Origin of the sequence: Pseudomonas rossensis, from assembly GCF_039888995.1 — a bacterium.
Taxonomy (GTDB): domain Bacteria; phylum Pseudomonadota; class Gammaproteobacteria; order Pseudomonadales; family Pseudomonadaceae; genus Aquipseudomonas; species Aquipseudomonas rossensis.
Window position 1 is genome coordinate 33,069 of sequence record NZ_JBBWCB010000025.1, and the last position, 22,695, is coordinate 55,763.

General features: G+C 59.4%; 21 protein-coding genes. 11 read left to right on the forward strand and 10 right to left on the reverse strand.

Annotated features, from left to right (window positions below):
• Positions 1 to 62 precede the first annotated feature (62 nt).
• The 5 genes from WLY71_RS09620 to WLY71_RS09640 form a co-directional block, all read right to left on the reverse strand.
• Positions 63 to 737 carry a polysaccharide lyase family 7 protein gene (locus tag WLY71_RS09620; RefSeq protein ID WP_347803371.1) on the reverse strand — a complete coding sequence of 225 codons (675 nt, stop codon included), beginning with the start codon at positions 735 to 737 and terminating at the stop codon, positions 63 to 65.
• A 312-nt stretch (positions 738 to 1,049) separates the two neighbouring features.
• Positions 1,050 to 1,784: an XRE family transcriptional regulator gene (locus WLY71_RS09625; protein ID WP_347803372.1), complete on the reverse strand. Its 735-nt coding sequence runs from the start codon at positions 1,782 to 1,784 to the stop codon at positions 1,050 to 1,052.
• Positions 1,785 to 1,893: 109 nt separating this feature from the next.
• Positions 1,894 to 2,451 carry a Smr/MutS family protein gene (locus tag WLY71_RS09630; protein ID WP_056740389.1) on the reverse strand — a complete coding sequence of 186 codons (558 nt, stop codon included), beginning with the start codon at positions 2,449 to 2,451 and terminating at the stop codon, positions 1,894 to 1,896.
• A gap of 75 nt (positions 2,452 to 2,526) precedes the next feature.
• The gene (locus WLY71_RS09635; RefSeq protein WP_033057147.1) at positions 2,527 to 2,847 is read right to left on the reverse strand and encodes a hypothetical protein; all 321 of its coding nucleotides are present in this window, start codon (positions 2,845 to 2,847) and stop codon (positions 2,527 to 2,529) included.
• 131 nt (positions 2,848 to 2,978) lie between these two features.
• Positions 2,979 to 3,569 (reverse strand): cysteine hydrolase family protein, encoded by a 591-nt coding sequence (locus WLY71_RS09640; RefSeq protein WP_008146122.1) that lies wholly within the window; start codon positions 3,567 to 3,569, stop codon positions 2,979 to 2,981.
• Between the two features lie 239 nt (positions 3,570 to 3,808).
• Here WLY71_RS09640 and prmB point away from each other — a divergent pair, with 239 nt between their 5' ends.
• Complete coding sequence (gene prmB, locus WLY71_RS09645) at positions 3,809 to 4,717, forward strand: 50S ribosomal protein L3 N(5)-glutamine methyltransferase (protein WP_347803373.1); 909 nt, start codon at positions 3,809 to 3,811, stop codon at positions 4,715 to 4,717.
• Positions 4,718 to 4,878: 161 nt separating this feature from the next.
• On the opposite strand, the gene WLY71_RS09650 is transcribed toward prmB, so the two are convergent.
• The gene (locus tag WLY71_RS09650) at positions 4,879 to 5,670 is read right to left on the reverse strand and encodes a hypothetical protein (RefSeq protein ID WP_347803374.1); all 792 of its coding nucleotides are present in this window, start codon (positions 5,668 to 5,670) and stop codon (positions 4,879 to 4,881) included.
• Positions 5,671 to 5,802: 132 nt separating this feature from the next.
• Positions 5,803 to 6,801, reverse strand: coding sequence for an alpha/beta hydrolase (locus WLY71_RS09655; protein ID WP_347803375.1), 999 nt, complete (start codon positions 6,799 to 6,801; stop codon positions 5,803 to 5,805).
• An 83-nt stretch (positions 6,802 to 6,884) separates the two neighbouring features.
• Between WLY71_RS09655 and aroC the strand changes: the two genes are divergently transcribed.
• The 5 genes from aroC to mtnC are packed head-to-tail and all read left to right on the forward strand — an operon-like array spanning position 6,885 to position 11,033.
• Positions 6,885 to 7,976, forward strand: a complete 1,092-nt coding sequence (gene aroC / locus WLY71_RS09660) for a chorismate synthase (protein WP_347803376.1) — start codon at positions 6,885 to 6,887, stop codon at positions 7,974 to 7,976.
• Between the two features lie 34 nt (positions 7,977 to 8,010).
• Positions 8,011 to 9,156 (forward strand): MFS transporter, encoded by a 1,146-nt coding sequence (locus tag WLY71_RS09665; protein ID WP_347803377.1) that lies wholly within the window; start codon positions 8,011 to 8,013, stop codon positions 9,154 to 9,156.
• Entirely contained in the window at positions 9,153 to 9,779 is a 627-nt protein-coding gene (locus tag WLY71_RS09670) for a methylthioribulose 1-phosphate dehydratase (RefSeq protein WP_347803378.1), read from the forward strand. The genes WLY71_RS09665 and WLY71_RS09670 overlap by 4 nt, the downstream gene beginning before the upstream one ends.
• Before the next feature lie 20 nt (positions 9,780 to 9,799).
• Entirely contained in the window at positions 9,800 to 10,345 is a 546-nt protein-coding gene (locus WLY71_RS09675; protein WP_347803379.1) for a 1,2-dihydroxy-3-keto-5-methylthiopentene dioxygenase, read from the forward strand.
• Positions 10,346 to 10,349: 4 nt separating this feature from the next.
• Positions 10,350 to 11,033, forward strand: coding sequence for an acireductone synthase (gene mtnC / locus WLY71_RS09680; RefSeq protein ID WP_347803380.1), 684 nt, complete (start codon positions 10,350 to 10,352; stop codon positions 11,031 to 11,033).
• 119 nt (positions 11,034 to 11,152) lie between these two features.
• On the opposite strand, the gene WLY71_RS09685 is transcribed toward mtnC, so the two are convergent.
• Positions 11,153 to 11,431: a DUF3509 domain-containing protein gene (locus WLY71_RS09685; RefSeq protein ID WP_347803381.1), complete on the reverse strand. Its 279-nt coding sequence runs from the start codon at positions 11,429 to 11,431 to the stop codon at positions 11,153 to 11,155.
• A gap of 344 nt (positions 11,432 to 11,775) precedes the next feature.
• On the opposite strand from WLY71_RS09685, the gene WLY71_RS09690 reads away from it, so the two are divergent.
• Both WLY71_RS09690 and WLY71_RS09695 read left to right on the forward strand, forming a co-directional pair.
• Positions 11,776 to 13,614: a long-chain-acyl-CoA synthetase gene (locus WLY71_RS09690; protein WP_347803382.1), complete on the forward strand. Its 1,839-nt coding sequence runs from the start codon at positions 11,776 to 11,778 to the stop codon at positions 13,612 to 13,614.
• 111 nt (positions 13,615 to 13,725) lie between these two features.
• A complete protein-coding gene (locus WLY71_RS09695; protein WP_347803383.1) occupies positions 13,726 to 14,244 on the forward strand; it encodes an ankyrin repeat domain-containing protein in 519 nt (172 codons plus the stop codon).
• Positions 14,245 to 14,407: 163 nt separating this feature from the next.
• On the opposite strand, the gene WLY71_RS09700 is transcribed toward WLY71_RS09695, so the two are convergent.
• Together WLY71_RS09700 and xthA are read right to left on the reverse strand one after the other, a co-directional pair.
• Positions 14,408 to 15,748 (reverse strand): substrate-binding domain-containing protein, encoded by a 1,341-nt coding sequence (locus WLY71_RS09700; RefSeq protein ID WP_347803384.1) that lies wholly within the window; start codon positions 15,746 to 15,748, stop codon positions 14,408 to 14,410.
• A 152-nt stretch (positions 15,749 to 15,900) separates the two neighbouring features.
• Positions 15,901 to 16,713, reverse strand: a complete 813-nt coding sequence (gene xthA, locus WLY71_RS09705) for an exodeoxyribonuclease III (protein WP_347803385.1) — start codon at positions 16,711 to 16,713, stop codon at positions 15,901 to 15,903.
• Positions 16,714 to 16,886: 173 nt separating this feature from the next.
• On the opposite strand from xthA, the gene WLY71_RS09710 reads away from it, so the two are divergent.
• The 3 genes from WLY71_RS09710 to WLY71_RS09720 form a co-directional block, all read left to right on the forward strand.
• The gene (locus tag WLY71_RS09710; RefSeq protein WP_223432571.1) at positions 16,887 to 17,537 is read left to right on the forward strand and encodes a GNAT family N-acetyltransferase; all 651 of its coding nucleotides are present in this window, start codon (positions 16,887 to 16,889) and stop codon (positions 17,535 to 17,537) included.
• Between the two features lie 65 nt (positions 17,538 to 17,602).
• Entirely contained in the window at positions 17,603 to 19,330 is a 1,728-nt protein-coding gene (locus tag WLY71_RS09715) for an autotransporter assembly complex protein TamA (RefSeq protein ID WP_347803386.1), read from the forward strand.
• The coding region (locus WLY71_RS09720) for a translocation/assembly module TamB domain-containing protein (protein WP_347803387.1) at positions 19,327 to 22,695 on the forward strand (3,369 nt) is incomplete at its 3' end. The genes WLY71_RS09715 and WLY71_RS09720, both read left to right, overlap by 4 nt.

Genomic DNA, 22,695 nt, shown 5'->3' on the forward strand with positions numbered 1-22,695 from the left:
CCAAGGTGCAGCAGTGATGCTTTCCTGAAGCCCGTATTGCTCATCAGGCCGAGCAGGTCGTATCAGGCGTGAGTGATAGACAGATCGCTGATGACGCAGACAGAACCGTCTAGCGGGTCGGTGGTGTCGGAGTAATCGATCTGGTTGTACACGCCGCCGTGAAAGGCGAGTGTTTTCGTGTCCCAGGTGTTGTCGAGGCGCATGATCGCGGAAGTGGATTTGACGCCGTTACAACTAGCCGATACAGAGACGGCGCCGCTCGAATTGGCGTGAATGTTGATCTTGAAAAGTGCACCGAGCGGCACGTTCTCCAACACGGTCGAATTAACCGGATCGTCTTGGAGGTAACTCGTTCGGAACCCCATGGTAATTTTTCCTTTGTTCCAGAACACCTTTACCGGAGGTCGTTCTGAACCTTTCACATGAATCTGGCCGATCACGACTTTCTGCAGCGAGTTGACCTTCGTCAGTCGCATTTCCTGTCGGTTCCAGTGGTCCGCTGCGCTGGAGAACAACCAGTAACCTGGTTCTTTCCACTCGCAGCGAGTTCGTTTCGTGCTCTTGCTCGAGGCTCCAAGTGTCGGCGCCGTCATCTGCAGCGAACCATCGTCAAGCATTGAGATGACGTCGGGGCATTCGATCAGTGCGCGCCAGCCGATGAGCTCAAGCGCAATCGGGTTGGTGTCGGAGATTGGAAGCGGGGTAGCGATGGTGAAGTTGCTGATGTCTACAGTCATGGTTTTTGCCTCAGTCCATTGATATCGCTTTTTGCTCTGGTGAGCCTTGCGTTTGATGCAGGCCTGCATCCCACTGCCAACTCGGTGAATGGGCAGAAGTGATGCTTGGCAGCTTCCGATCGATTTGCCGTTGGCTTGAATACAAATATGGGTTTTCCTATATTTTGTGTCAATGGGTATTCCCGTATTTTATTCCGTGCCTATATTTCAGTACAAAAAAAGCCCGCGCTTGGCGGGCTTCTCTTGGATGGGCGTCGATTTGCCGTATTGTACGTCATGGCACTGGACACTCCCGAATCACCGCAACTCAGTTCACCGCGAATACATCGCCCACCAAAAGACATGACCCAGGATCGCAATCTGCTGCTCCTGAATCTCGGCGAACGTGTAGTCCTCGTCCGGATGCTCGTCACGGTTGAAACTGCGTAGGCGGATCCCACTGGGCAGTCGGTAGACCTGTTTCACGCGGAGCTGGCCGTTGTGGTTGATCGCGTACATGTCGCCGTCGACGATGTCGCCCAGCGAGTTCTTTCCGACGTTCATGCCAACGGTAGCGCCGTCGCGCAGTACCGGGAGCATGCTGTTTCCGCTCACCACGACGCACTTGGCGTTGTTGAACTGCACGTTGTTGTGACGCAGGTCTTTCTTGAAGAAACGCAGCCTGGCGCTGTTGTTTTCTGCGATCACGAAACGGCCTGAACCGGCCGCCAGCTCAACTTCACGCAGGAAGGGGACATAAACCTCGTCGTCATCCAGGGGCGTGCTGTCGTCCCAAGGCTGGATGTCTGACATTGAAACGCTTGGAGGGATGCGATTCAACGGAACAGCCTCGGACACCCCTTTAAGCATGTCGCCGACACCTTCAGCCAGCCACATCGGTGAAACGCCACACGCTGAAGCGATCTGGGCAGCAAAGGCTGTTGCCTTCGATTTCCCGCGCTCAAGGTCGGAGATAGAGGTTTGCGTCAGGCCGGCGCGCTCGGCAAGCTCGGTCTGATTGAGCTTGGCGTGTTGGCGGGCTGCTTTGAGTCGTTCTTTAAATTCCATCTGCGGAGTATTACGGGAGCTCCCATATCATTGCAAATCGTTATGTCTATAACTTGCTATGGATATTCCCGTATTGGGTGTTATGAGTGCTATTTACAAGGCGACCGCTTTACTCGTCGCGACCTTCCATCATGGTCCGTTTGAGCATCACATAAACCGCTCCGGCGCCGCCGTGTTTCGCTTGGCACGAGGTGAAGCCGAGTACCTGCGAATGTTGACGCAGCCAGGTGTTGACGTGGCTTTTGATCATCGGTCGCTTGCCGTCCAGACGCACAGCCTTGCCGTGGGTGACGCGCACGCAGCGGATTTCGAATTTGGTCGCTTCGGCCAGAAACGCCCAGAGGGTTTCCCGAGCCTTTTCCACGTTCATGCCATGAAGGTCGAGGCTGCCTTCGAACGGGATCTGTCCGATCTTGAGCTTGCGCATCTGGCTTTCCTGAACACCGTCACGCGCCCACATCAGCTCGTCTTCCGGGCCAACATCGATGACGAACTGATCGGACAGCCCGTCAACGGTAGTGGCATCGGTGCGCACAGTGGCGGCCTGACGCAACTTGGCGATTTGCGCGCGGTCAGCTTTGGGTTTACCGGTTTCGGCGCGATCGTGTTTGATCGGCTTGACGCCTTGGATCGCGCTTTTGAACAGGGAAAAATCGTCGTCTTGCATGTCAGCCTCCGCGAAGGGCGGCCAGTTTACCCAACTCGAGGCGAATGGGGCGCGAGAAAACGCGCAACGCTCGGCTCAGTCGTGCTTTTTCATCAAATGCGGGGAGATGTTCAGCTCTTGCGACTGCCGCGAGCGGCGACGGCAGCGACGCCACAGCCACACGCCGAGATACAGCACGAACAGGCCAATCGCCAGAATCACTGCCGAACCGACCCGGTTGGTATTCAACTCGCCCAGGGCGGGTGCGTGGCCAAGCAGGCTGGCTATGCCTGCCATCGCCAGCAACACACCGCACATCGACAGCAAGGCAGCAAATGCCGCGCCGATTCGAAAACGCCAGTTGCGTTGGCCTTTGGGCCGCAAGCGGCGAGCGTCAAAACCATCGGATAACTTCATTCCGACCTTCCTCAATGGGTATCGGCCCTTCGACCGGGAGTTGACCGGGATGTTCCTGAGGCTAAGACAATTACAGCAAATGATAGGCTTTTGCGGATGAGCGGCGGCATGGACCGCTCATCGAGCGTCGATCAGATCAGTTCGTGAGTCAGCGCGAGGGTGGCAAAGTTGTCCGCCATGATCGCCATTTCGGTCTGCTGAACGTGGTCTGCGCTCAATACGCCGCCCTTGTAAGGCAGGTCGCGAGTCGCGCAGGCGTCTTCCACCAGCGTGCAACGAAAGCCCAGGTTCTTCGCGGCGCGCACCGTGGTGCTGACGCTGGAGTGGCTCATGAAACCGCATACGATCAGGTCCAGCGAACCGAGATTTTGCAGGCGTTCCAGCAGTTCGGTGCCGTGGAACGCACTCGGTAGCAATTTACCGATGATGGTTTCGTCGCCCTGTGGTTCCAGGCCCGGGATGAACTCACCGCGCTCACCTTGTGGATCGAACAGCCCCCCGACGGTGCCGAGGTGGCGGACATGGACGATCGGCCGGCCTGCTGCACGGGCAGCGGCCACCAGTTGCTTGATGTTCGCGACGGCAGCATCCATGCCGCTCAAGGCCAACGGGCCGCTGAGGTATTCTTTCTGGGCATCGATGATGACAAGGGTCGCATGGCTCAGAACGGCAGCTGCATAACCGCGGCCGCTGAGTTGAAACATCGTTTTTGGAACGGACATTCTGGGGCTCCTTCGAGTGGGGCTTTTGCGACATTGTCCTCTGGCTGAGCGCTTCTGTGAATCGCTACCATCGTAGGCGCCGTCTTTGCTGGCTCGCAGCCTTGTCAATAGGCTCGTTTTGTTCAATAGCCATTCGAAAAAATAGAATAGTCCTACATTTGCGCCGGTAGTTTTCCCGCGTCGTCGAGACGCGTTTTGGCTGTTAGAATCGCCAGTCGTTTTTTTTGGAGTTTGCCCCCGTGATCACTTCCCGACTTCGTACCCTGCGTGACCATATCCGTTGGGCCGTCAGCCGCTTCCATGGGGAGGATCTGTTTTTCGGCCATGGGACCGACAACGCCTGGGACGAAGCGCGTCAGCTGGTGTTGGGTGCCTTGCACTTGCCGTGGGAAATCGCCGACAGCTATCTTGATTGCAATCTTGAAGAAGACGAGCTGGTCAAGCTGCAACGCATGCTCAAGCGCCGTATCGAAGAGCGCATTCCTACCGCATACCTGTTGGGTGAAGCGTGGTTTTGCGGCATGTCGTTCATTGTCGATGAGCGCGTATTGATCCCGCGTTCGCCGATTGGCGAACTGATCGAAAAGCGTTTCGAGCCGTGGCTGGGCGCCGAGCCTGCGCGGATTCTCGACCTGTGCACCGGTTCCGGCTGCATCGGTATCGCCTGTTCCTACGAGTTCCAGAACGCCGAAGTGGTGCTGGCCGACCTGTCGTTCGAAGCACTGGAAGTGGCGAACCAGAACATCGAGCGCCATGGCGTCGACGAGCGGGTGTACACGGTGCAGGGCGACGGATTTGATGGTTTACCGGGTCAGCGTTTCGACTTGATCGTGTCGAACCCGCCTTACGTCGATGCGGAAGATTTCGCCGACATGCCGGACGAATACCAGCACGAACCGGAGCTGGGCCTGGCCTGCGGTGATGATGGTTTGAACCTGGTGCGTCGCATGCTCGCCGAAGCGGCGGATCACCTGACCGAGAAGGGCTTGCTGATTGTCGAAGTGGGCAACAGCCAGGTTCACGTTGAGGCGCTGTACCCCGAAGTCGACTTCGCCTGGCTTGATTTCGAGCGCGGAGGACATGGCGTGTTCATGCTGACGGCGGAGCAGTGCCGCGATCATCAGGCGCTGTTCGCTTCCCGCGTTTAACTGCGATCATTGTGGCGAGGGAGCTTGCTCCCGCTGGGCTGCGAAGCAGCCCTAAAACCTGATACCACATAATTTCCAGATAACCCGCGGTTGCCTGTTTTGCGACCGCTTCGCGCTCGAGCGGGAGCAAGCTCCCTCGCCACAATTGGGTTCGACACCGATTACCGGTGCGTGGCAATCCAGATCAACAACCCCGCCTGAAACACCGCAAACGCCACCAGACAGGTAATGGTAAAACGCAGCCCGGCGTCTTCGCGCTTGTACTTGCTGACCTTTTCTTCGTGTTTCTTGAGTTTGACTTCCTGCTCGGCGAGATTTTGCTCGGCTTGCTGGAGCATCTGCGCCGCCTCAAGAATTTCCACGACCTGCAATTTTTCCGTACTCCAGTCACCCAACAGGTCGCCGACCTGCACTTCTTTGACGCTGCCCTTCAAATGCTGGGCGTCGGCGTAGATCACATCGAAACCATGCATCCGCAAAAAGTGATCGCGGCGCAGACGAGTGTCTTCGTTCAGCGCATCCTTGTTGTTCAGGTCTGTGCCGTCGACGGTGTAGCCGGGCCATCTCTTTTTCGCCCAGGTAATGCCCTGAGCGGCCATGAATCGGCCGATGCCACGGTTCATCGGTTCGATCTGCAAACCGCTGTCAGGCCCGAAATGCACGCGCTTGGTGGCGTGATCGACCCACACGTCCAGATGATTCTGTTCCTTGCGCACGCGCTGGCCGGGCAGCGAAATGCTCATGCGCATCAGGCTGTGTTCCTTGTTGTTGCGTTCGGCGTAACCGAACTCAACAAAGCGCAGCGGCCGTCCACCGGTGTTGCGGTCGGTTTGCAATGGCGCCAGACGGAGCATCTTGTGGTGCTCGGCGTGGACGTCCGCCCACGGCAGCTCGACCACTGGTGGTGCGTCTTTTTCAGCAGTGGTGTCGGGTGAAGTCTGGGTATCAGTCATAACGGCGAGATCCTGTCCAAGCTCTGCTTGCCGCCAGTCATAGCGCTGGCGACAAAGGCTTATCGGCCGTTTTTTTCAGGACTGGAGGGCCAGGGGGCGTTCTCAACTGGTTTTCACGCCCTCTGACACCGCTTAACTGGGGCGAAGTCCGTCAATAAACCCGAGGATTCGCGTGCCGAGTTCGGCCGCCAGTGGCAATTGCGGATCTTTGTAAGAGGCCAATTGCCGTTTTACATCGTTGGGCACGATGCGCATCACGTGGTTCATGCCTTCGATCAGCGCCAGCTCGGCGTCCGGTTTGGCGGCCTTCAACAGCCTGGCGTCACCGACACCTACCTGGATGTCGTTGCTGCCCTGGATGATCAGCGCCGGCATCTTCAACTTGGCGAACGCCGCCGCCGGGTCCTGGCGGAACAATGAAATCAGATACGGCTGCACGCTCGGACGGAAAATCACCTGCAACTGCGGCGGCACGTTGTCGTCGGTGCGGCCGGCCTTGAGGCTGTCGAGTAGTTCATTGCTGCGCAACATCAGCGGTGGCGGCAGGCGATTGCTCAATTGCTGGCGCAGCACCTGATCGATCGGCCGGGCGCTGCCGGACATGGAGATGACCGCGGCGGCATCCAGGCTCGGCGCCGCGAGGCTGGCGATCAAGGCGCCTTCGCTGTGGCCCAGCAGGATCAGTTGGCCAAAGCGCGGGTCGGTTTTGAGCTTCTGGCCCCAGGCCTCGGCGTCGGCCACATAGGCTTCCACCGACAGATTGCGTTCATCCGGGGTCGCCGCAAGGCTCGCCGCCACGCCGCGTTTGTCATAACGCACGCTGGCGATGTTGTGTTTGGCCAGTACCCAAGCGAGACGCTTGAGGCTGTCGTTGCGTCCGCCGTCGGGGTTGTTTCCGTCACGATCTGTAGGACCGGAGCCGGAAATGATCAGGACAACCGGTACCGGCGTGTCGGACTTGGGCAGCAATAACGAGCCGAAAAGCTCGCCGGTGCCGGTTTCCAGACTGATCGGGCGTTGCAGGACAGTGGCCTGTACAAAGCCGGTAAACAGGGTAAGGCTCAAGGCTATAACTCGCAGCATCATCACGCCATCATGAACAAGATGCCGGTTGGACTCGCAGGCACCCATAAGGTTCGAGGATGAACTAGTTGGGTAGCCTGCGTATACTGGCGCGCATTACGTATTTGGTTCGAATTCACGGAGCGTCCTGCATGTCCGGCAATACCTACGGCAAGCTGTTCACTGTCACCACCGCGGGCGAAAGCCATGGCCCGGCGTTGGTCGCCATTGTCGACGGCTGCCCGCCGGGCCTGGAGATCTCTCTGGAGGATCTGCAGCGTGACCTGGACCGCCGCAAACCCGGCACCAGCCGCCACACCACCCAGCGCCAGGAAGCCGACGAAGTCGAAATCCTCTCCGGCGTGTTCGAAGGACGCACCACCGGTTGCTCCATCGGTCTGTTGATCCGCAACACCGACCAGAAGTCCAAGGATTACTCGGCGATCAAGGATCTGTTCCGCCCGGCCCACGCCGACTACACCTATCACCATAAGTACGGCGAGCGCGATTACCGCGGCGGCGGTCGCAGCTCGGCCCGTGAAACGGCCATGCGCGTGGCCGCCGGTGCGATTGCGAAAAAATACCTGGCCACTCAGGGCATCGTCATTCGTGGCTACATGAGCCAGCTCGGCCCGATCGAAATTCCGTTCAAGACCTGGGATTCGGTGGATGAGAACGCCTTCTTCAGCCCTGATCCGGACAAGGTCCCGGAATTGGAAGCCTATATGGACCAGTTGCGCCGTGATCAGGATTCGGTCGGTGCGAAGATCACCGTGGTCGCTAAAGGCGTGATGCCGGGCCTTGGCGAGCCGATCTTCGACCGTCTCGATGCCGAACTCGCTCATGCGCTGATGAGCATCAACGCGGTCAAAGGCGTGGAAATCGGCGCCGGTTTCGCCAGCGTTGCCCAACGCGGCACCGAGCACCGCGATGAAATGACCCCGCAAGGTTTCCTCAGCAACAACGCGGGCGGCATTTTGGGTGGCATTTCGTCGGGTCAGCCGATCGTCGCGCACCTGGCACTCAAGCCAACCTCGAGCATCACCACGCCGGGCCGTTCCATCGACATCCATGGCAACCCGGTGGAAGTCGTCACCAAGGGTCGTCATGACCCGTGCGTCGGCATCCGCGCCACACCGATCGCCGAAGCGATGATGGCCATCGTGCTGATGGATCACCTGCTGCGTCACCGTGGGCAGAACCTGGACGTGCGCGTGAGCACGCCGGTGCTGGGTCAGCTTTAATGGCTGACCTCACAGCCGCTGCGGCCTGACGACTGTGGCGGCGCTCCCGTACTGGCGGCTCTCCAGTTTCTATCTGTTCTATTTCGCCTTGCTCGGTTCGACAGCGCCGTTTCTGGCGCTGTACTTCGATCACCTGGGCTTTTCCAGCGCACGGATCGGCGAGCTGGTGGCGATCCCGATGCTGATGCGCTGCGTGGCGCCGAACATCTGGGGCTGGCTCGGTGATTACACCGGCCGACGCCTGGCCATCGTGCGCTTCGGTGCGGTCTGGACGCTACTGACGTTTTCGCTGATCTTCGTCAGCAAGACCTACGCCTGGCTGGCGATGGTCATGGCCTTGCACGCGTTTTTCTGGCACGCGGTGTTGCCGCAGTTCGAAGTCATCACGTTGGCGCACTTGCAGGGCCAGACTAACCGTTACAGTCAGATCCGCCTGTGGGGTTCCATCGGTTTTATCATCACCGTGGTCGCGCTTGGCCGGTTGTTCGAATGGTTGAGTCTGGATATCTATCCGGTGGCGCTGGTGTTGATCATGGCCGGGATCGTGGTCAGCAGTTTGTGGGTGCCGAACGCCCAACCGGCTCAGGGCAATCGAATAGCGGGAGATGGGTTTCTCAAGCAATTGCGCAATCCTGGCGTATTGGCGTTTTACGGTTGCGTGGCGCTGATGCAGATGAGCCACGGCCCTTATTACACCTTTCTGACCTTGCATCTGGAACGGCTCGGGTACAGCCGTGGGCTGATCGGCGTGCTCTGGGCGGTCGGCGTGGTCGCCGAAGTCTTGATGTTTCTGGCCATGAGCAAGATCCTCGCGCGCTTCTCCGTGCGTCGGGTGTTGCTGGCGAGTTTTCTGCTGGCGGCGTTGCGTTGGTTGTTGCTCGGTTCGTTTGCTGAATTCCTTTGGGTGCTGTTGTTTGCCCAGGTACTGCACGCGGCGACATTCGGCAGCTTTCACGCGGCTGCCATCCAGTTCGTGCAACGTAGCTTCGGCGCGCGTCAGCAAGGGCAGGGCCAGGCGTTGTACGCCGCACTGGCCGGCACCGGCGGCGCACTGGGCGCGCTGTATTCCGGCTACAGCTGGAATGCCCTCGGCCCTGCATTGACCTTTAGTATTGCCAGTCTCGCAGCCCTGGCGGCTGCCGGTATCATTGCCACACGTATGCAAGAGGACAGGCCATGAGCCTCACCCGTGAGCACCTCGCCCAGGAAATCATCGATGCCGGGCGTTTTCTGTATGGCCGCGGCTGGTCGCCGGCCACCAGCAGCAACTACTCGACGCGCCTGTCGCCGACTGAAGCGCTGCTGACGGTGTCCGGCAAGCATAAAGGCCAGCTCGGCCTCGACGATGTGCTGGCCACCGATCTGTCCGGCTATAGCCTGGAACCGGGCAAAAAACCGTCCGCCGAAACCCTGCTGCACACCCAGCTCTATAGCTGGCGCCCGGAGATCGGCGCGGTGCTGCACACGCATTCGGTGAACGCCACGGTGCTGTCGCGCCTGACGCCGCAAGACTTCATCGAGTTCGAAGACTATGAACTGCAAAAAGCCTTTAGCGGTGTGTCGACCCACGAATCCCGGGTACGTGTGCCGATTTTCGATAACGACCAGGACATTGCGCGCCTCGCCGCCAAGGTGCAGCCTTGGCTCCAGGCCCATCCCGATTGCGTCGGCTACCTGATCCGCGGCCACGGTCTTTACACTTGGGGCGCGCGCATGAGCGATGCACTGCGGCAGATCGAGGCCTTTGAATTTTTGTTCGAGTGCGAGTTGAAGATGCGCTCGCTCTCGAACCATAAAGCATGAACCGTTAAGGAGTTGCCCTGATGAGCAGCCTGTCCGTTTACCACGTCTCAAGCCCTGATTTGCCTAACAAGGTGCTGACGCATTTCGAAGACATCGCCTCGACCCTGGCCGAACAAGGTGTGCGCTTCGACCGCTGGCAAGCCACGGCGAAAATCCAGCCCGGCGCCAGTCAGGAAGAAGTGATCGCCGCGTATCAGGAGCAAATCGACCAACTGATGACCGAACGCGGTTACATCACCGTCGACGTCATCAGCCTGACCAGCGATCACCCGCAAAAAGCCGAATTGCGCGCCAAGTTTCTCGACGAACATCGCCATGGCGAAGACGAAGTACGATTTTTCGTCGCTGGCCGTGGGCTGTTTACCCTGCACATCGACGATTACGTCTATGCCGTGCTGTGCGAGAAAAACGACATGATCTCGGTGCCGGCCGGCACGCCGCACTGGTTCGACATGGGCGAGCATCCGCATTTCGTCGCGATCCGTCTGTTCAACAACCCTGAAGGCTGGGTGGCCAATTTCACCGGAGAAGACATCGCCAGCCGCTTCCCGCGTCTTGAGGACTGAGGCGATGCCGATCAAAGCGATTCTCACCGACATCGAAGGCACCACCAGCGCGGTGAGTTTTGTGTTCGACGTGCTGTTTCCCTACGCGGCCAAACACTTGCCGGATTTTGTTCGCCAGAACGCTGAGCGTGCGGATGTTGCCGAGCAACTGGGTGCCGTTCGCCGGGATACCAACGAGCCGAACGCCGACGTCGAGCGAATGATCGACATCCTTCTGGGCTGGATCGCCGAAGACCGCAAAGCCACGCCGCTGAAAGCGTTGCAAGGCATGGTCTGGGGGCAGGGCTATCAGGCCGGAGAGTTGAAAGGCCACATTTATCCGGACGCCGTTGACGCGCTCAAACGCTGGCATCAGCACGGCTTCAAACTGTTTGTTTATTCGTCCGGTTCGATTCAGGCGCAAAAGCTGATCTTTGGCTGCTCGGAAGCGGGGGATCTGTCACCACTGTTCAGTGGCTATTTCGACACCACCTCGGGGCCCAAGCGTGATGCGCAGTCCTACGAGCGCATTACCCAGACTATTGGCCTGGACGCTTCGCAGATCTTGTTTCTGTCCGACATCGTCGAGGAACTGGACGCGGCGCGCACGGCGGGAATGGCGACGTGCGGGCTGGCCCGAGAGGGCGGGGAGTTGACAGGGCATGTGACTGTCGACAGCTTTGAGCGGATCGATCCTTCGACGTTTTAAGGCATATAGCACAAACCTGTGGGAGCGAGCTTGCTCGCGATAGCGGTCTGTCAGTCAACACAAGTGTTGAATGTTCAGCCGCCATCGCGAGCAAGCTCGCTCCCACAGTGTTTTAGGATTTAAACCGAGTGATACGTCGGCAGGGCAAACCGCTGCTGGCTTTGCAGCATGGAAATCTGCGGCAGTTCGCTGGCTTGTTCGGCGATGTCACGGCGAATGGCACTGATCACCCAGGACAGCTGATCGCCAGCATGCAATTGCTGGTACGAAATCGAGCGTTTGAAGACTTTGCCGTCGGTGCTGCTCAAGGTCAGCAGAATGCCGCCGTCCGGACGTGGCTGGGTGGTCACTTCGAAGTTGGAGAACAGGGACGAAAATTTTTCTTGGATCAGGCTCATGTCTATCAGCTCCGTTAGCTCTTGAATGGCAAGCATGCAGAGGTAGTTGCAGTGATTGTGCCAGCACCTGATTTTTAAAAAATCCTTACATATCAATAAGTTGGGTTTTCAGTGCTTTTGCACTTTCGTGCAATCTGCATGAATGGCCATCGTGCATCCTGCATTTTGCGTGGTCGACATCGATTCGATGGAACCAATTGCCCGGCGCAAGCTCACGATTTCGAATGCCGCAGACGTGGATACAAATCATTTCAAAAACCGCGTGTACAGCTCAGGAACCGCTGACGTATTTTCGGCCTCAATCAACGCCGCCCGAACAATAAAAAGATCGACCGGGAGCAACCATGAGCCGCACGCCGAACGACACGATTACCTGGGGCATGATGCTCCGCAAGCTGCCTTCCATCGCCAAAGCCATTCCTCGCGTGGTGAAAGGTATGAAAGCCGCCAACGTCAAGGACCCGACCCAACCGTGCGGCCTGGGCTGGAGCTTCGAGCAAGCGACGTTGCGCAATCCCGATGGCCAGGCATTGCTGCAGGGCGAGGTGGCGCTGACGTATGCTCAGGTCAATCAATGGGCCAATCGCATTGCCCATCATCTGATTGCCCAAGGCATCCGCAAGGGCGATGTGGTGGCGGTATTTATCGAGAATCGCCCGGAACTGCTGGTGACGATTCTGGCGGTGGCCAAGGTCGGCGCGATCAGTGCCTTGCTCAATACTTCGCAGACCCGCGATACCCTGGCTCACAGCCTGAACCTGGTGGCACCCGCGGCGATCATTGTCGGAGAAGAACTGGTACCGGCGTTTTCGGCGGTGCGCGAACGGGTGTCGATCGAGGCGGCGCGCACCTGGTTCGTCGCTGATCGAGACACCTTCAGCCATCCGGGCATTGCGCCCGACGGGTTCATCAACCTGATGACCGCCAGTGCCGACAGCTCCAGCGCCAACCCCGCCAGCAGTCAGCAGGTTTTTTTCGACGACCCTTGTTTGTATATCTACACCTCGGGCACCACCGGCTTGCCCAAGGCCGGGGTATTCAAGCACGGTCGCTGGATGCGCAGCTCCGCGAGCTTCGGGATGATCGCACTGGATATGCGCCCGGAGGATGTCGTCTATTGCACCTTGCCGCTCTATCACGCTACCGGGCTGTGCGTGTGCTGGGGCTCGGCGATCAGTGGCGCCTCGGGCTTTGCCATTCGCCGCAAGTTCAGCGCCAGTCAATTCTGGAACGATGTGCGCAAGTACCGCGCGACTACCCTCGGTTACGTCGGCGAATTGTGCCGCTACCTCGTGGATCAACCGCCCAGCGCCGACGACAGCAAGCACCGCGTGACGAAGATGATCGGCAATGGTCTGCGCCCCGGCGCGTGGGGCGAGTTCAAGACACGTTTTGCGGTGAATCACATCTGCGAGCTCTACGCCGCCAGCGACGGCAACATCGGCTTCACCAACATCCTCAATTTTGATAACACCGTCGGTTTTTCCCTGATGTCATGGGAGTTGGCGGCGTACGACCACGACAGCGGTGCGCCGATTCGGGATGCCAAGGGCTTCATGCGCAAAGTCGCCAAGGGCGAGCAGGGGCTGTTGCTGGCGAAGATCGACGACAAGGCACCGCTCGACGGCTACACCGATCCGCAGAAGACCGAAAAGGTTGTGCTGCACGACGTGTTCGAGAAGGGCGACCGTTACTTCAATACCGGTGACCTGCTGCGCAACATCGGTTTTGGTCACGCGCAGTTTGTTGACCGGTTGGGTGATACCTACCGCTGGAAGGGCGAAAACGTCTCGACCACCGAGGTCGAGAACATCCTTCTGCAACACCCGAATATTTCCGAAGCCGTGGCCTACGGCGTGGAAATCCGCAACACCAACGGGCGTGCCGGGATGGCGGCGATTACGCCAGCCGAATCCCTGGCGACCCTGGATTTCAGTGAGCTGCTGGCCTTCGCCCGTGAGCAAATGCCGGCCTATGCGGTGCCTTTGTTCTTGCGAGTGAAGGTGAAAATGGAGACCACCGGCACGTTCAAATACCAGAAGACCCGCCTCAGGGACGAAGCCTTCGACCCCGGCAAAACCGGCGATGATCCGATCTACGCCTGGCTGCCGGGGACCCAGACTTACGTGCAGGTCACTCCGCAGTTGCTGGCGGATATTCACGGCGGCGCTTTTCGTTATTGAATGCAGCGCTATTGAATGTGGCTATGGCCTTCCATGAGAAAAAAGAAGTGACAGCCTCGGGGCTGCTCGGGAAACTGTCGGCTTTGCAAATAACAGAACGTGGAGTGCCCAATGTCAGACCAAAGCCGCCAGATGACCCCCGAAGAAGCCGCTGAATTTGCCGAACAGGTATTCAACAAAGCGCGCGAGGGCGATGCGGCCATGATGGCAGCGCTATTGACCAAGGGCCTGCCGCCGAACCTGCGTAACCACAAGGGCGACACGTTGCTGATGCTGGCTGCGTACCACGGCCATGTGGAGACGGTAAAAGTCCTGCTCGAACACAAGGCCGACCCGGAAATCCGCAACGACAACGGCCAGAGCCCGATTGCCGGCGCGGCGTTCAAGGGTGATCTGGCGGTGGTCAAGGCACTGGTTGAAGGCGGCGCGCAAGTGGAGGGTTCGTCCTTCGACGGTCGCACTGCGCTGATGATGGCGGCGATGTTCAATCGCGTGGAGATCGTCGACTACCTGATCAGCAAGGGCGCCGACCCGAAAGCCAAGGACGCCAATGGCGTCTCTGCGCTGGATGCCGCCAAGACCATGGGCGCGGTGGAAACCACGGCGCAGTTGCAGAAACTGCTCGGCTGATCTCCGCCGTGTAGCAGCTGTCGAGCTTGCGAGGCTGCGTTCGGCGGCGAAGCCGTCGTGAAATCAGACGATGCGGTGTTTCAGGGAGACAGCACATACAGGTTTTACGACTGCTGCGCAGCCGAACGCAGCCTCGCAAGCTCGACAGCTGCTACACACGGCGTCAGTACACCCACACCTCAACACGCCGATTCTTGATTCGCCCCTCATCCGCGCTATTGGCCGCCACTGGCATCTCGGCGCCAAAACCACGAATCTCGCGAACTACCACGCCGCTTTTCACCAGTTCCCGCCGCACCGCCATGGCGCGCAGTTTCGACAGCAGATCGGCCCGCGCCGGATCACTTTTGGCGTCGCCAAACCCCACCAGCGCCACCTGGCGATTGGTTTTCTCGTGCTGCTTTATATAGTCGAGTACCCGCCACAGGTCCTGCCGGGCCTTGTTGTCCAGCGTCGCACTGCCTTCTTCGAAACGGAAATTCACCGTCAGTCGTTGGGCGTGACGGCTGAGCGCCTGATAACCCTCGGGCATCAGCGCGTTCGGTGTGACGGTCATGGCCTGGATGGTCTGGGCGATAAAGCCATTGGCTGCGACAATCGCCTGACCCTTACTGCTTTGGGCGAACGCCACCAGTGCTTCGGCCCAAGGATTTTTCCCGTTGGGCGGCAGGTAAAAGAACAGCCGGCGCGACAACGGATAGTCTTCCGTAGCAATCAAGCTATTGAGCGGCAACATGGCTTGGGATTGGCCATCGGCAATCGCCACGGCTTTGGCTTGACGCACGTAAGGCAAGCCGATGAAGCCAATACCTTGCGGGTCGAGGCTGACCGCATCGGACAATTGTTCGCTGGATTCGAAACGTTTCGCAGCGTTGCTCAGCGTTTTCCCACGACGGCTGAGGATCAGTTCCTTGAACGTGTCGTAGGTGCCCGATTGGTCATCCCGCGCATAGAGATGAATCGTCCCACCGCTGCCGCCGAGTTCTTCCCAGGTTTTTGCCTCGCCGCTGAAGATTCGCGCCAGTTGTTCGGTGTTCAGTTCACTCAACGGATTTTGCGGATGAAGAATGATCGCCAGGCCATCGATGGCGATGACTTGCTCGGCGCCGGCGCTTTTAAAGTCGCCCAAGCGTGCAAGGTCTGCCCGTTCGCTGTCCTTGATCGGGCGCGAGGAGGCGGCGAGGTCGGCGGTGGCGGTTTTCAGGGCGGTGAAACCGGTGCTGGAACCGTGGGCCGCGATGTCCACCGCGACCCGGCGGCCCTGAACGGTTTCGCCGATGACGCGCAGTTCGTTGGCTTTGTCCGGAGCCTCGCTGTGAACCTTGAGCAGGCCCTGTTCGCTCATCAACCCTTCAACCAGCGCCGGGCCCAATGCCGCGCCAATGGTGTTGGAACCCTGGATGCGCAGCACCGGGCCAGCCTCGGGCGTCGGCAAAGCGCCAGCCGACGCCGTCAGCGGCAGGCAGGCGCACAGCATCAACAGGAACAACACGCGCAGCGTCATGCCGGCACCTTATAAGCCAAAGGAAGTGCCGGGAGAATAAGTCAGTAAGGTTTCTGAAAGATGACAGATCAAAAGATCGCAGCGTTCCGCAGCTCCTACAGGGGGTACGCCGACCCATTGTAGGAGCTGCGCAACGCTGCGATCTTTTGCTTTTAGCTCAGTTCAAGCCAGATCGGCGCGTGATCCGACGGCTTTTCCATCCCGCGCAATTCGTAATCCACACCCGCATCCTTCACGCGTGGCAACAACCCGTGGGACGCCATGATCAAGTCAATCCGCAGCCCACGCTTGGGCTCATCCTCAAAACCGCGGCTACGGTAGTCGAACCAGCTGAAACGGTCGGCCACCTCCGGGTTCAAGTGACGGAAGCTGTCCACCAGGCCCCAGTTCTTCAAACGGGCCATCCACTCGCGTTCTTCCGGCAGGAAGCTGCATTTGCCGGTTTTCAGCCAGCGTTTCATGTTGTCCGGGCCTATACCGATGTCGCAGTCTTCCGGGGAGATGTTCACGTCGCCCATCACCACCACCGGCTGATCGTTGCTGAACTGGCTTTCCAGCAGTTGCTGCAGATCGCTGTAAAAGCGTTCCTTGGCCGGGAACTTGGTCGGGTGATCGCGGCTTTCGCCCTGTGGGAAATAGCCGTTCATGATGGTCACCGGCACGCCATTGGCGTCGGTGAACGTGCCCCAGATGAAGCGGCGCTGAGCGTCTTCTTCATCGCTGGAGAAACCTTTGTGCAACGCGACAGGTTCCTGACGCGAGAGCAGGGCGACGCCGTAGTGACCTTTTTGACCGTGGAAATACACGTGATAGCCCAGCGCCTGAACCTCGGCCAGCGGGAATTGGTCGTCGTGAACCTTGGTTTCCTGCAGTCCGATCACATCTGGCTGATGCTTTTCGATCAGCGCCGACAGCTGATGGGGGCGAGCGCGCAGCCCGTTGATGTTGAAGGAGACGATCTTCATGGTCGGCAGTCCTGGCAAAAGGGCGATGCTAGCTGACATGTAGGAAGGGGGCCAGTCCAGTCGATGAAGATCCAGCCTTGGTCTATACCTGTGGGGGAACTGTATTACCACCCAAAGGCTCGTACCAATAAGAGCGCCGCCATTTTGAGCTGCGCCCGGGGAGATCTACCGTTATGCCCGAAACCTCGACCGTCATCGCCGATATTCACATGCTCGACAACGGCTATTCCCGCGAAGCACGTTCGCTGTTGTACCAGGCTTACCGGCATGAGCCGACGTTCGGTTACCTGTTCGAAGCGGAGCGTCCCGGTTATGAACAGCGGGTCCGCGCCACCGTTCGCGAGCTGGTCAAACAACACTTTCTTCAGGACTTGCCGGCCATCGGCCTGCTGGTCAACGACCGGTTGATCGGCATCGCGCTGATCGCGCCGCCGCAACGTCGCCTGGGCATCACTGAAAGTTGGGCCTGGCGTCTGCGCATGGTGCTCAGCACCGGTTTTCGCTGCACCCGACGCTATCTCGAGTATCACGATGCCGTGATGGCTTGCGTGCCGTCCGATTCGGTGCACCTGCTGCCGTTGCTGGGGGTTCATCCGCAATTCCAGGGCCAACACTTTGGCGAACAATTGCTGCAAGCGGTGCACAACTGGTGCGCGGTGGATGAACACTCCGAGGGCGTGATCCTCGATACCGGGAATCCTCGTTATCTGGAGTTCTATAAGCGTCAGGGCTATGAGGAAATTGGTGAGGTCGCCGTAGGACCGATTCGCGAGCACGTATTTTTCCACGCCAATCCGCAGGTGTTACAAACAGCAACGGCATAAAGGTAGAACTTTCACCGCACGCCAGGCTCTATCACGCTCCCAAGCTCGTGATAGCATCCGCGCCTATGAATTTTCCAGGAAGAATTACCAGCGGCGTGCTGATGCTGATTACCAGCTGCGCGGCGCTGGCGCAAAGTGAATTGGATGTGCGGATCAATCCGTCCAACGATGAACTGAAGGCCAATATAGAGGGCTATATCGGCAGCCTCGGCGATCGAGACGAAGAAGCCTTGCTGCGCTTCAGTCGTGGCGCCGAAGAACAGGCACGCAAGGCCGCCCAGGCCTTGGGTTATTACCAGCCGCAGATCGACACGGAGGTGAAGGGCGGCAAGACGCCGCGTCTGGTGCTGAATATCGATCCCGGCGAGCCGGTGCATTTGCGCAACGTCACTATTCGCATCGACGGCCCGGCCGCCGCCCTCAAATCCTTTCGTGTACCCAAAAGCGCTGCACTGAAAACCGGCGCAGTGCTCAACCACGGCCATTACGAAGACGCCAAGCGCCTGATTCAGAACCAGGCCTCGCGCTACGGTTTTTTCAGCGGTTACTTCAGCAGCCAGAAATTGTCGGTCGACCCGCGGGCCGGCGTCGCCGACATCGAACTCATCTATAACAGCGGCCCGCGTTACTCCCTGGGCAAAGTCAGTTTCGAAGGCGACACGCCGTTCGACGAAGACCTGCTGCGGCGCATGGTGCCATTCAAGGCGGGCGCGCCTTATGACTCCGAACTGATCGCGGAGCTCAATCAAGCCATGCAATCGAGCGGCTATTTCGAAAGCGTGCGGGTGGATGCGGCGCCGACGGCGTCCAAGAACGACGTGATCCCGGTGGACGTCAAACTCGAAACGCGCAAACCACGGACCATGGGTCTGGGGCTGGGTTATTCCACCGACGTCGGCCCACGGGTCAAGGCCAACTGGACCCGGCACTGGGTCAACCCTCAGGGGCACAGCTATGGCTGGGAGACCGAAGTTTCGGCGCCCCGGCAGAACGTCGGTGTGTTCTACGACATTCCCCTGGACCCGCCGCTGACCGACAAATTGCGGTTCGCCGGTGGCTATCAGAATGAAGAAATCGCCGACAAGGACTCCCTCAGCAAACTGCTGACCATCGGCCCCGAGTGGCACAGCAAGCTGCCCAGCGGTTGGCAGCGGGTGGTGTCGCTTAAATGGCAGCGCGAGGAATACAGGCTCGGCGACGACTCGGGGCTCAGCACGTTGCTGATGCCTGGCGTCAGCTATTCCTATCTTAAAAGTGATAACCGCATCGACCCGCACAACGGTTATCGCCTGGAATTCGAGACCAAAGTGGCCAAGGAAGGTTTGGGCTCCGACACCAACCTGCTTTACGGCACCGCGTTGGTGAAAGGCTTGACCACGGTCTTCGACAAACACCGCTTCCTCGGTCGGGTGCAGGTCGGCGGCAGCGCCACCAACGGCTACAAATCGGTACCGCCGTCGTTGCGCTTCTTCGCCGGTGGCGATCAGAGCGTGCGCGGTTACGACTATCAGAGCCTGTCCCCGGAAAACTCCGAAGGCGACCGCATCGGTGGCCGCTACATGATCGCCGGCAGCGTCGAGTATCAGTACTCCATCGCCGAAAAATGGCGGGTCGCGACCTTCATCGACCAAGGCAACTCCTTCAATACCCTCGAACTGCCGGACCTCGAGACCGGCGTCGGCATCGGTGTGCGCTGGGTTTCTCCGGTAGGACCGATACGCCTCGACCTGGCCCATGCGATGGACGACGACGGCGGCATTCGACTGCACTTTTCCATGGGGCCTGAGCTGTGAATCGTGGTTTGAAAATAACGCTGCTGGCGATTCTGGCGCTGCTGATGCTGGTCGTCCTGACCGTGGCCACAGTGCTGGGCACGGCAACGGGCAGTCGCTGGGCACTGGGTTTCGTCCCGGGGTTGACCCTCGAAAACTTCCAGGGCCGCTTGGCCGGGCAGTGGAGCGCCGACCGGGTGTTGTGGCAGCAAGACGCCAGTCGAGTCGAGTTGAACAAGGTCATTTTCGCCTGGTCGCCACTGTGCCTGACGCGCATGGCACTGTGCATCGAGCAACTGAAGGCCGATCAAGTCAGCCTGCAGTTTCCACCGGGCACGGATGAAGACAGCAGCGGTTCGATCGAGCTTCCGGACCTGGACTTGCCATTGGCCATCGAACTGGGCGATGTCCAGGTCGGCAGCCTGCTGTTCAACGGCAGCGAAGCACTCAAGGGGTTGCAACTGGCCGCGCACTGGACGGCGCAAGGGTTGCAGATCGACTCGGTGAAGTTGCAGCGTGATGAGCTCAGCCTGAATCTTACCGGCCTGCTGCAACCCCGCGGCAACTGGCCGCTCAAGGCTGAAGGCAACCTGACGTTGCGGGCCCCCGAGCCTTGGGCGTTGGCCCTGAAGATCGACGGCGACCTGCTGAAAACCCTGAACCTGAAAGCCGACAGCAGCGGTTACTTGAACGGGCAATTGACCGGTGAACTGCAACCGCTGGTGGAAAACCTGCCGGCCAAGGTGCGGATCACCGCTGACGGCTTCAAGCCCGGCGCCGATCTGCCGGACACCCTGCAACTCAACCAACTGGAACTCACCGGCGACGGCGACCTGAAAAACGGTTACCAGTTGCTTGGCAAAGCCACGTTGCCTGGCGAAAAAGGCCCCGTCGCGTTGTTGCTGCAAGGCAAGGTCGACGCCAATGGCGCGCAGATTGCCGGACTGGATCTGACGGCCAACGACAAGCAAAGTCTGAAACTCACCGGCAACCTCGACTGGAGCAAAGGCCTGAGCGCCGATGTCACAATCGACTGGCTGGATTTCCCGTGGCACAGCCTCTATCCGCTGATCGACGAGCCAGAAGTGGCGTTGCGCAGCTTCAACGGTGAAGTCTCCTACACCGACGGTAAATACCTCGGCAACTTCAAAGCCGCACTCGACGGCCCGGCCGGGGCGTTCAGCCTGACCAGCCCGTTCAGCGGTGACCTGACGAAAATCTACCTGCAACAAATTCAACTTGAAGCCGGGCAGGGCAAGGCCGAAGGGCACCTGAACCTGCAGTTCGCCGACGGCATTGCCTGGGACACCGCGCTGGACCTGTCGGCGATCAACCCGGCGTATTGGGTCGCTGAGTTGCCGGGCACCCTGGCCGGACCGCTGCGCAGCAAAGGCGAGATGAAGAATGAAAAACTCAGCCTGACCGCTGATCTCGACTTGAAAGGCAAACTGCGCGGCCAACCGGCAGTGATCCAGGCCAAAGCCGATGGCGGTGGCGAGCAATGGAATCTCAGCGCGTTGCAAATTCGCCTCGGCGACAACAGCATCAACGGCAAGGGCAGCCTGCAACAGAAGCTCGCCGGTCAGATCGATATCAAGCTGCCGCGCCTGGCTCAGCTGTGGCCGCAACTGCGCGGTCAGCTCAATGGTCGCGTCGATGTCGCCGGGACACTCAAGGTCCCGCAAGGCAAGCTCGGGCTGCAAGGTACGCAACTGGCCTTCGAAGACAATCGCCTGCAAAGCCTGAATCTGGACGCCACCCTCGACAGCGCGCAACGGGCAAAAATTGACCTCAAAGGCAGCGGCATTCAGGCCGGTGAAACGTCGCTGGGCACGCTGACTGCCAGCGGCCAGGGCGATATCAAAAACCAGAAACTCGCCCTCGACCTGCAAGGACCGAAGCTGAAGCTCGCGCTCGGCCTCGACGGCAATCTGGACAAAGGCAATTGGCGTGGGCGCCTGGCCAGCGGCGACATCCAGGCCGGCGGTCAAGACTGGAAGCTGCAAGGTCCGGCGAAGCTGGAGCGGCTGGCGGACGGCAAGATCAATTTTGGCGCTCACTGCTGGACGTCCGGCCCGGCCAGCCTGTGCGGTGAGGATCAGCGCCTGATGCCTGAGCCGAAGCTGCGTTATCACCTCAAGCAATTCCCGATCGACAGCCTGGCGCAGTGGTTGCCCAAGGATTTCGCCTGGAAGGGACGACTCAACGCCGACCTGCAACTGGATCTGCCGGCCAGTGGCCCGAACGGCCAGATCAGCGTCGATGCCAGCGGCGGCACGTTGCGCATAAAGGAAAAGGACCAGTGGCTGGACTTCCCGTACCAGACCCTGAAACTGAACAGCAAACTCACGCCCAAGCGCATCGACACTGACCTCAATTTCGTCGGCGGCAAGCTCGGTGAGCTTATGCTCCAGGCGCAGATCAATCCGTTGCCGAAGGACAAACCACTGACCGGCTCGTTCCGTTTGAATGGGCTGGACCTGTCGGTAGCGCGGCCGTTTGTGCCGATGGTCGAGAAACTGACCGGACGCTTGAATGGCAGTGGCACGCTCGCAGGTACGCTGCTGGCGCCGCAGGTCAACGGCAATCTGCTGCTCAGCGATGGCGAGATTTCCGGGCCTGAACTGCCGATGGACCTTGAAGCGCTGCAACTTCAAGCCGTAATTGCCGGCGAAACCGTGCAGTTGAACGGCGGCTGGAAAAGTGGCAAGACCGGGCAGGGCACCTTGAGCGGCAACATCGCCTGGGGTCAGGCGCTGGTGGTGGACCTGGCGCTCAAAGGCACGCAATTGCCAGTTACCGTCGAGCCGTACGCCAAGCTGGAAATGGCGCCGGACCTGAAGATTTCGATGAAGGACGACAAACTGGCGATCGCCGGCAAGGTGCTGGTGCCAAAAGGCGAGATCACCGTGCGCGAGTTGCCGCCCTCGACGGTCAAGGTGTCCGATGACACGGTGATCGTCGGTCAGCAGACCGAAGAGGGCAAACCCCCGATGGCCATGGCGATGGACATCGATGTGGTGGTCGGTCAGGACAAACTCAGCTTTGCCGGGTTTGGCCTGACCGCCAACCTGCAAGGTCATGTGCACATCGGCGACAACATGGACACCCGCGGCGAGCTCTGGCTCAACGATGGGCGTTATCGCGCCTACGGTCAGCGATTGACGGTGCGCCGGGCGCGTTTGCTGTTTGCCGGCCCGATCGACCAGCCGTATCTGGACATCGAAGCGATTCGCCAGACCGACGACGTGATCGCCGGCATTCGCCTGAGCGGCAGCGCCGAGCAGCCGACCACACAGATCTTCTCCGAGCCGGTCATGAGTCAGGAAGAGGCCTTGTCCTATCTGGTGCTGGGACGTCCGCTGAGCACCAACGGTGAAGACAAC

Coding starts and splice junctions, on each gene's coding strand:
- WLY71_RS09620 (WP_347803371.1), bottom strand. CDS start 737: ATGACTGTAGACATCAGCAACTTCACCATCGCTACCCCGCTTCCAATC.
- WLY71_RS09625 (WP_347803372.1), bottom strand. CDS start 1,784: ATGGAATTTAAAGAACGACTCAAAGCAGCCCGCCAACACGCCAAGCTC.
- WLY71_RS09630 (WP_056740389.1), bottom strand. CDS start 2,451: ATGCAAGACGACGATTTTTCCCTGTTCAAAAGCGCGATCCAAGGCGTC.
- WLY71_RS09635 (WP_033057147.1), bottom strand. CDS start 2,847: ATGAAGTTATCCGATGGTTTTGACGCTCGCCGCTTGCGGCCCAAAGGC.
- WLY71_RS09640 (WP_008146122.1), bottom strand. CDS start 3,569: ATGTCCGTTCCAAAAACGATGTTTCAACTCAGCGGCCGCGGTTATGCA.
- WLY71_RS09650 (WP_347803374.1), bottom strand. CDS start 5,670: ATGACTGATACCCAGACTTCACCCGACACCACTGCTGAAAAAGACGCA.
- WLY71_RS09655 (WP_347803375.1), bottom strand. CDS start 6,801: ATGGGTGCCTGCGAGTCCAACCGGCATCTTGTTCATGATGGCGTGATG.
- aroC (WP_347803376.1), top strand. CDS start 6,885: ATGTCCGGCAATACCTACGGCAAGCTGTTCACTGTCACCACCGCGGGC.
- WLY71_RS09670 (WP_347803378.1), top strand. CDS start 9,153: ATGAGCCTCACCCGTGAGCACCTCGCCCAGGAAATCATCGATGCCGGG.
- WLY71_RS09675 (WP_347803379.1), top strand. CDS start 9,800: ATGAGCAGCCTGTCCGTTTACCACGTCTCAAGCCCTGATTTGCCTAAC.
- mtnC (WP_347803380.1), top strand. CDS start 10,350: ATGCCGATCAAAGCGATTCTCACCGACATCGAAGGCACCACCAGCGCG.
- WLY71_RS09685 (WP_347803381.1), bottom strand. CDS start 11,431: ATGAGCCTGATCCAAGAAAAATTTTCGTCCCTGTTCTCCAACTTCGAA.
- WLY71_RS09690 (WP_347803382.1), top strand. CDS start 11,776: ATGAGCCGCACGCCGAACGACACGATTACCTGGGGCATGATGCTCCGC.
- WLY71_RS09695 (WP_347803383.1), top strand. CDS start 13,726: ATGTCAGACCAAAGCCGCCAGATGACCCCCGAAGAAGCCGCTGAATTT.
- WLY71_RS09700 (WP_347803384.1), bottom strand. CDS start 15,748: ATGACGCTGCGCGTGTTGTTCCTGTTGATGCTGTGCGCCTGCCTGCCG.
- xthA (WP_347803385.1), bottom strand. CDS start 16,713: ATGAAGATCGTCTCCTTCAACATCAACGGGCTGCGCGCTCGCCCCCAT.
- WLY71_RS09710 (WP_223432571.1), top strand. CDS start 16,887: ATGCCCGAAACCTCGACCGTCATCGCCGATATTCACATGCTCGACAAC.
- WLY71_RS09715 (WP_347803386.1), top strand. CDS start 17,603: ATGAATTTTCCAGGAAGAATTACCAGCGGCGTGCTGATGCTGATTACC.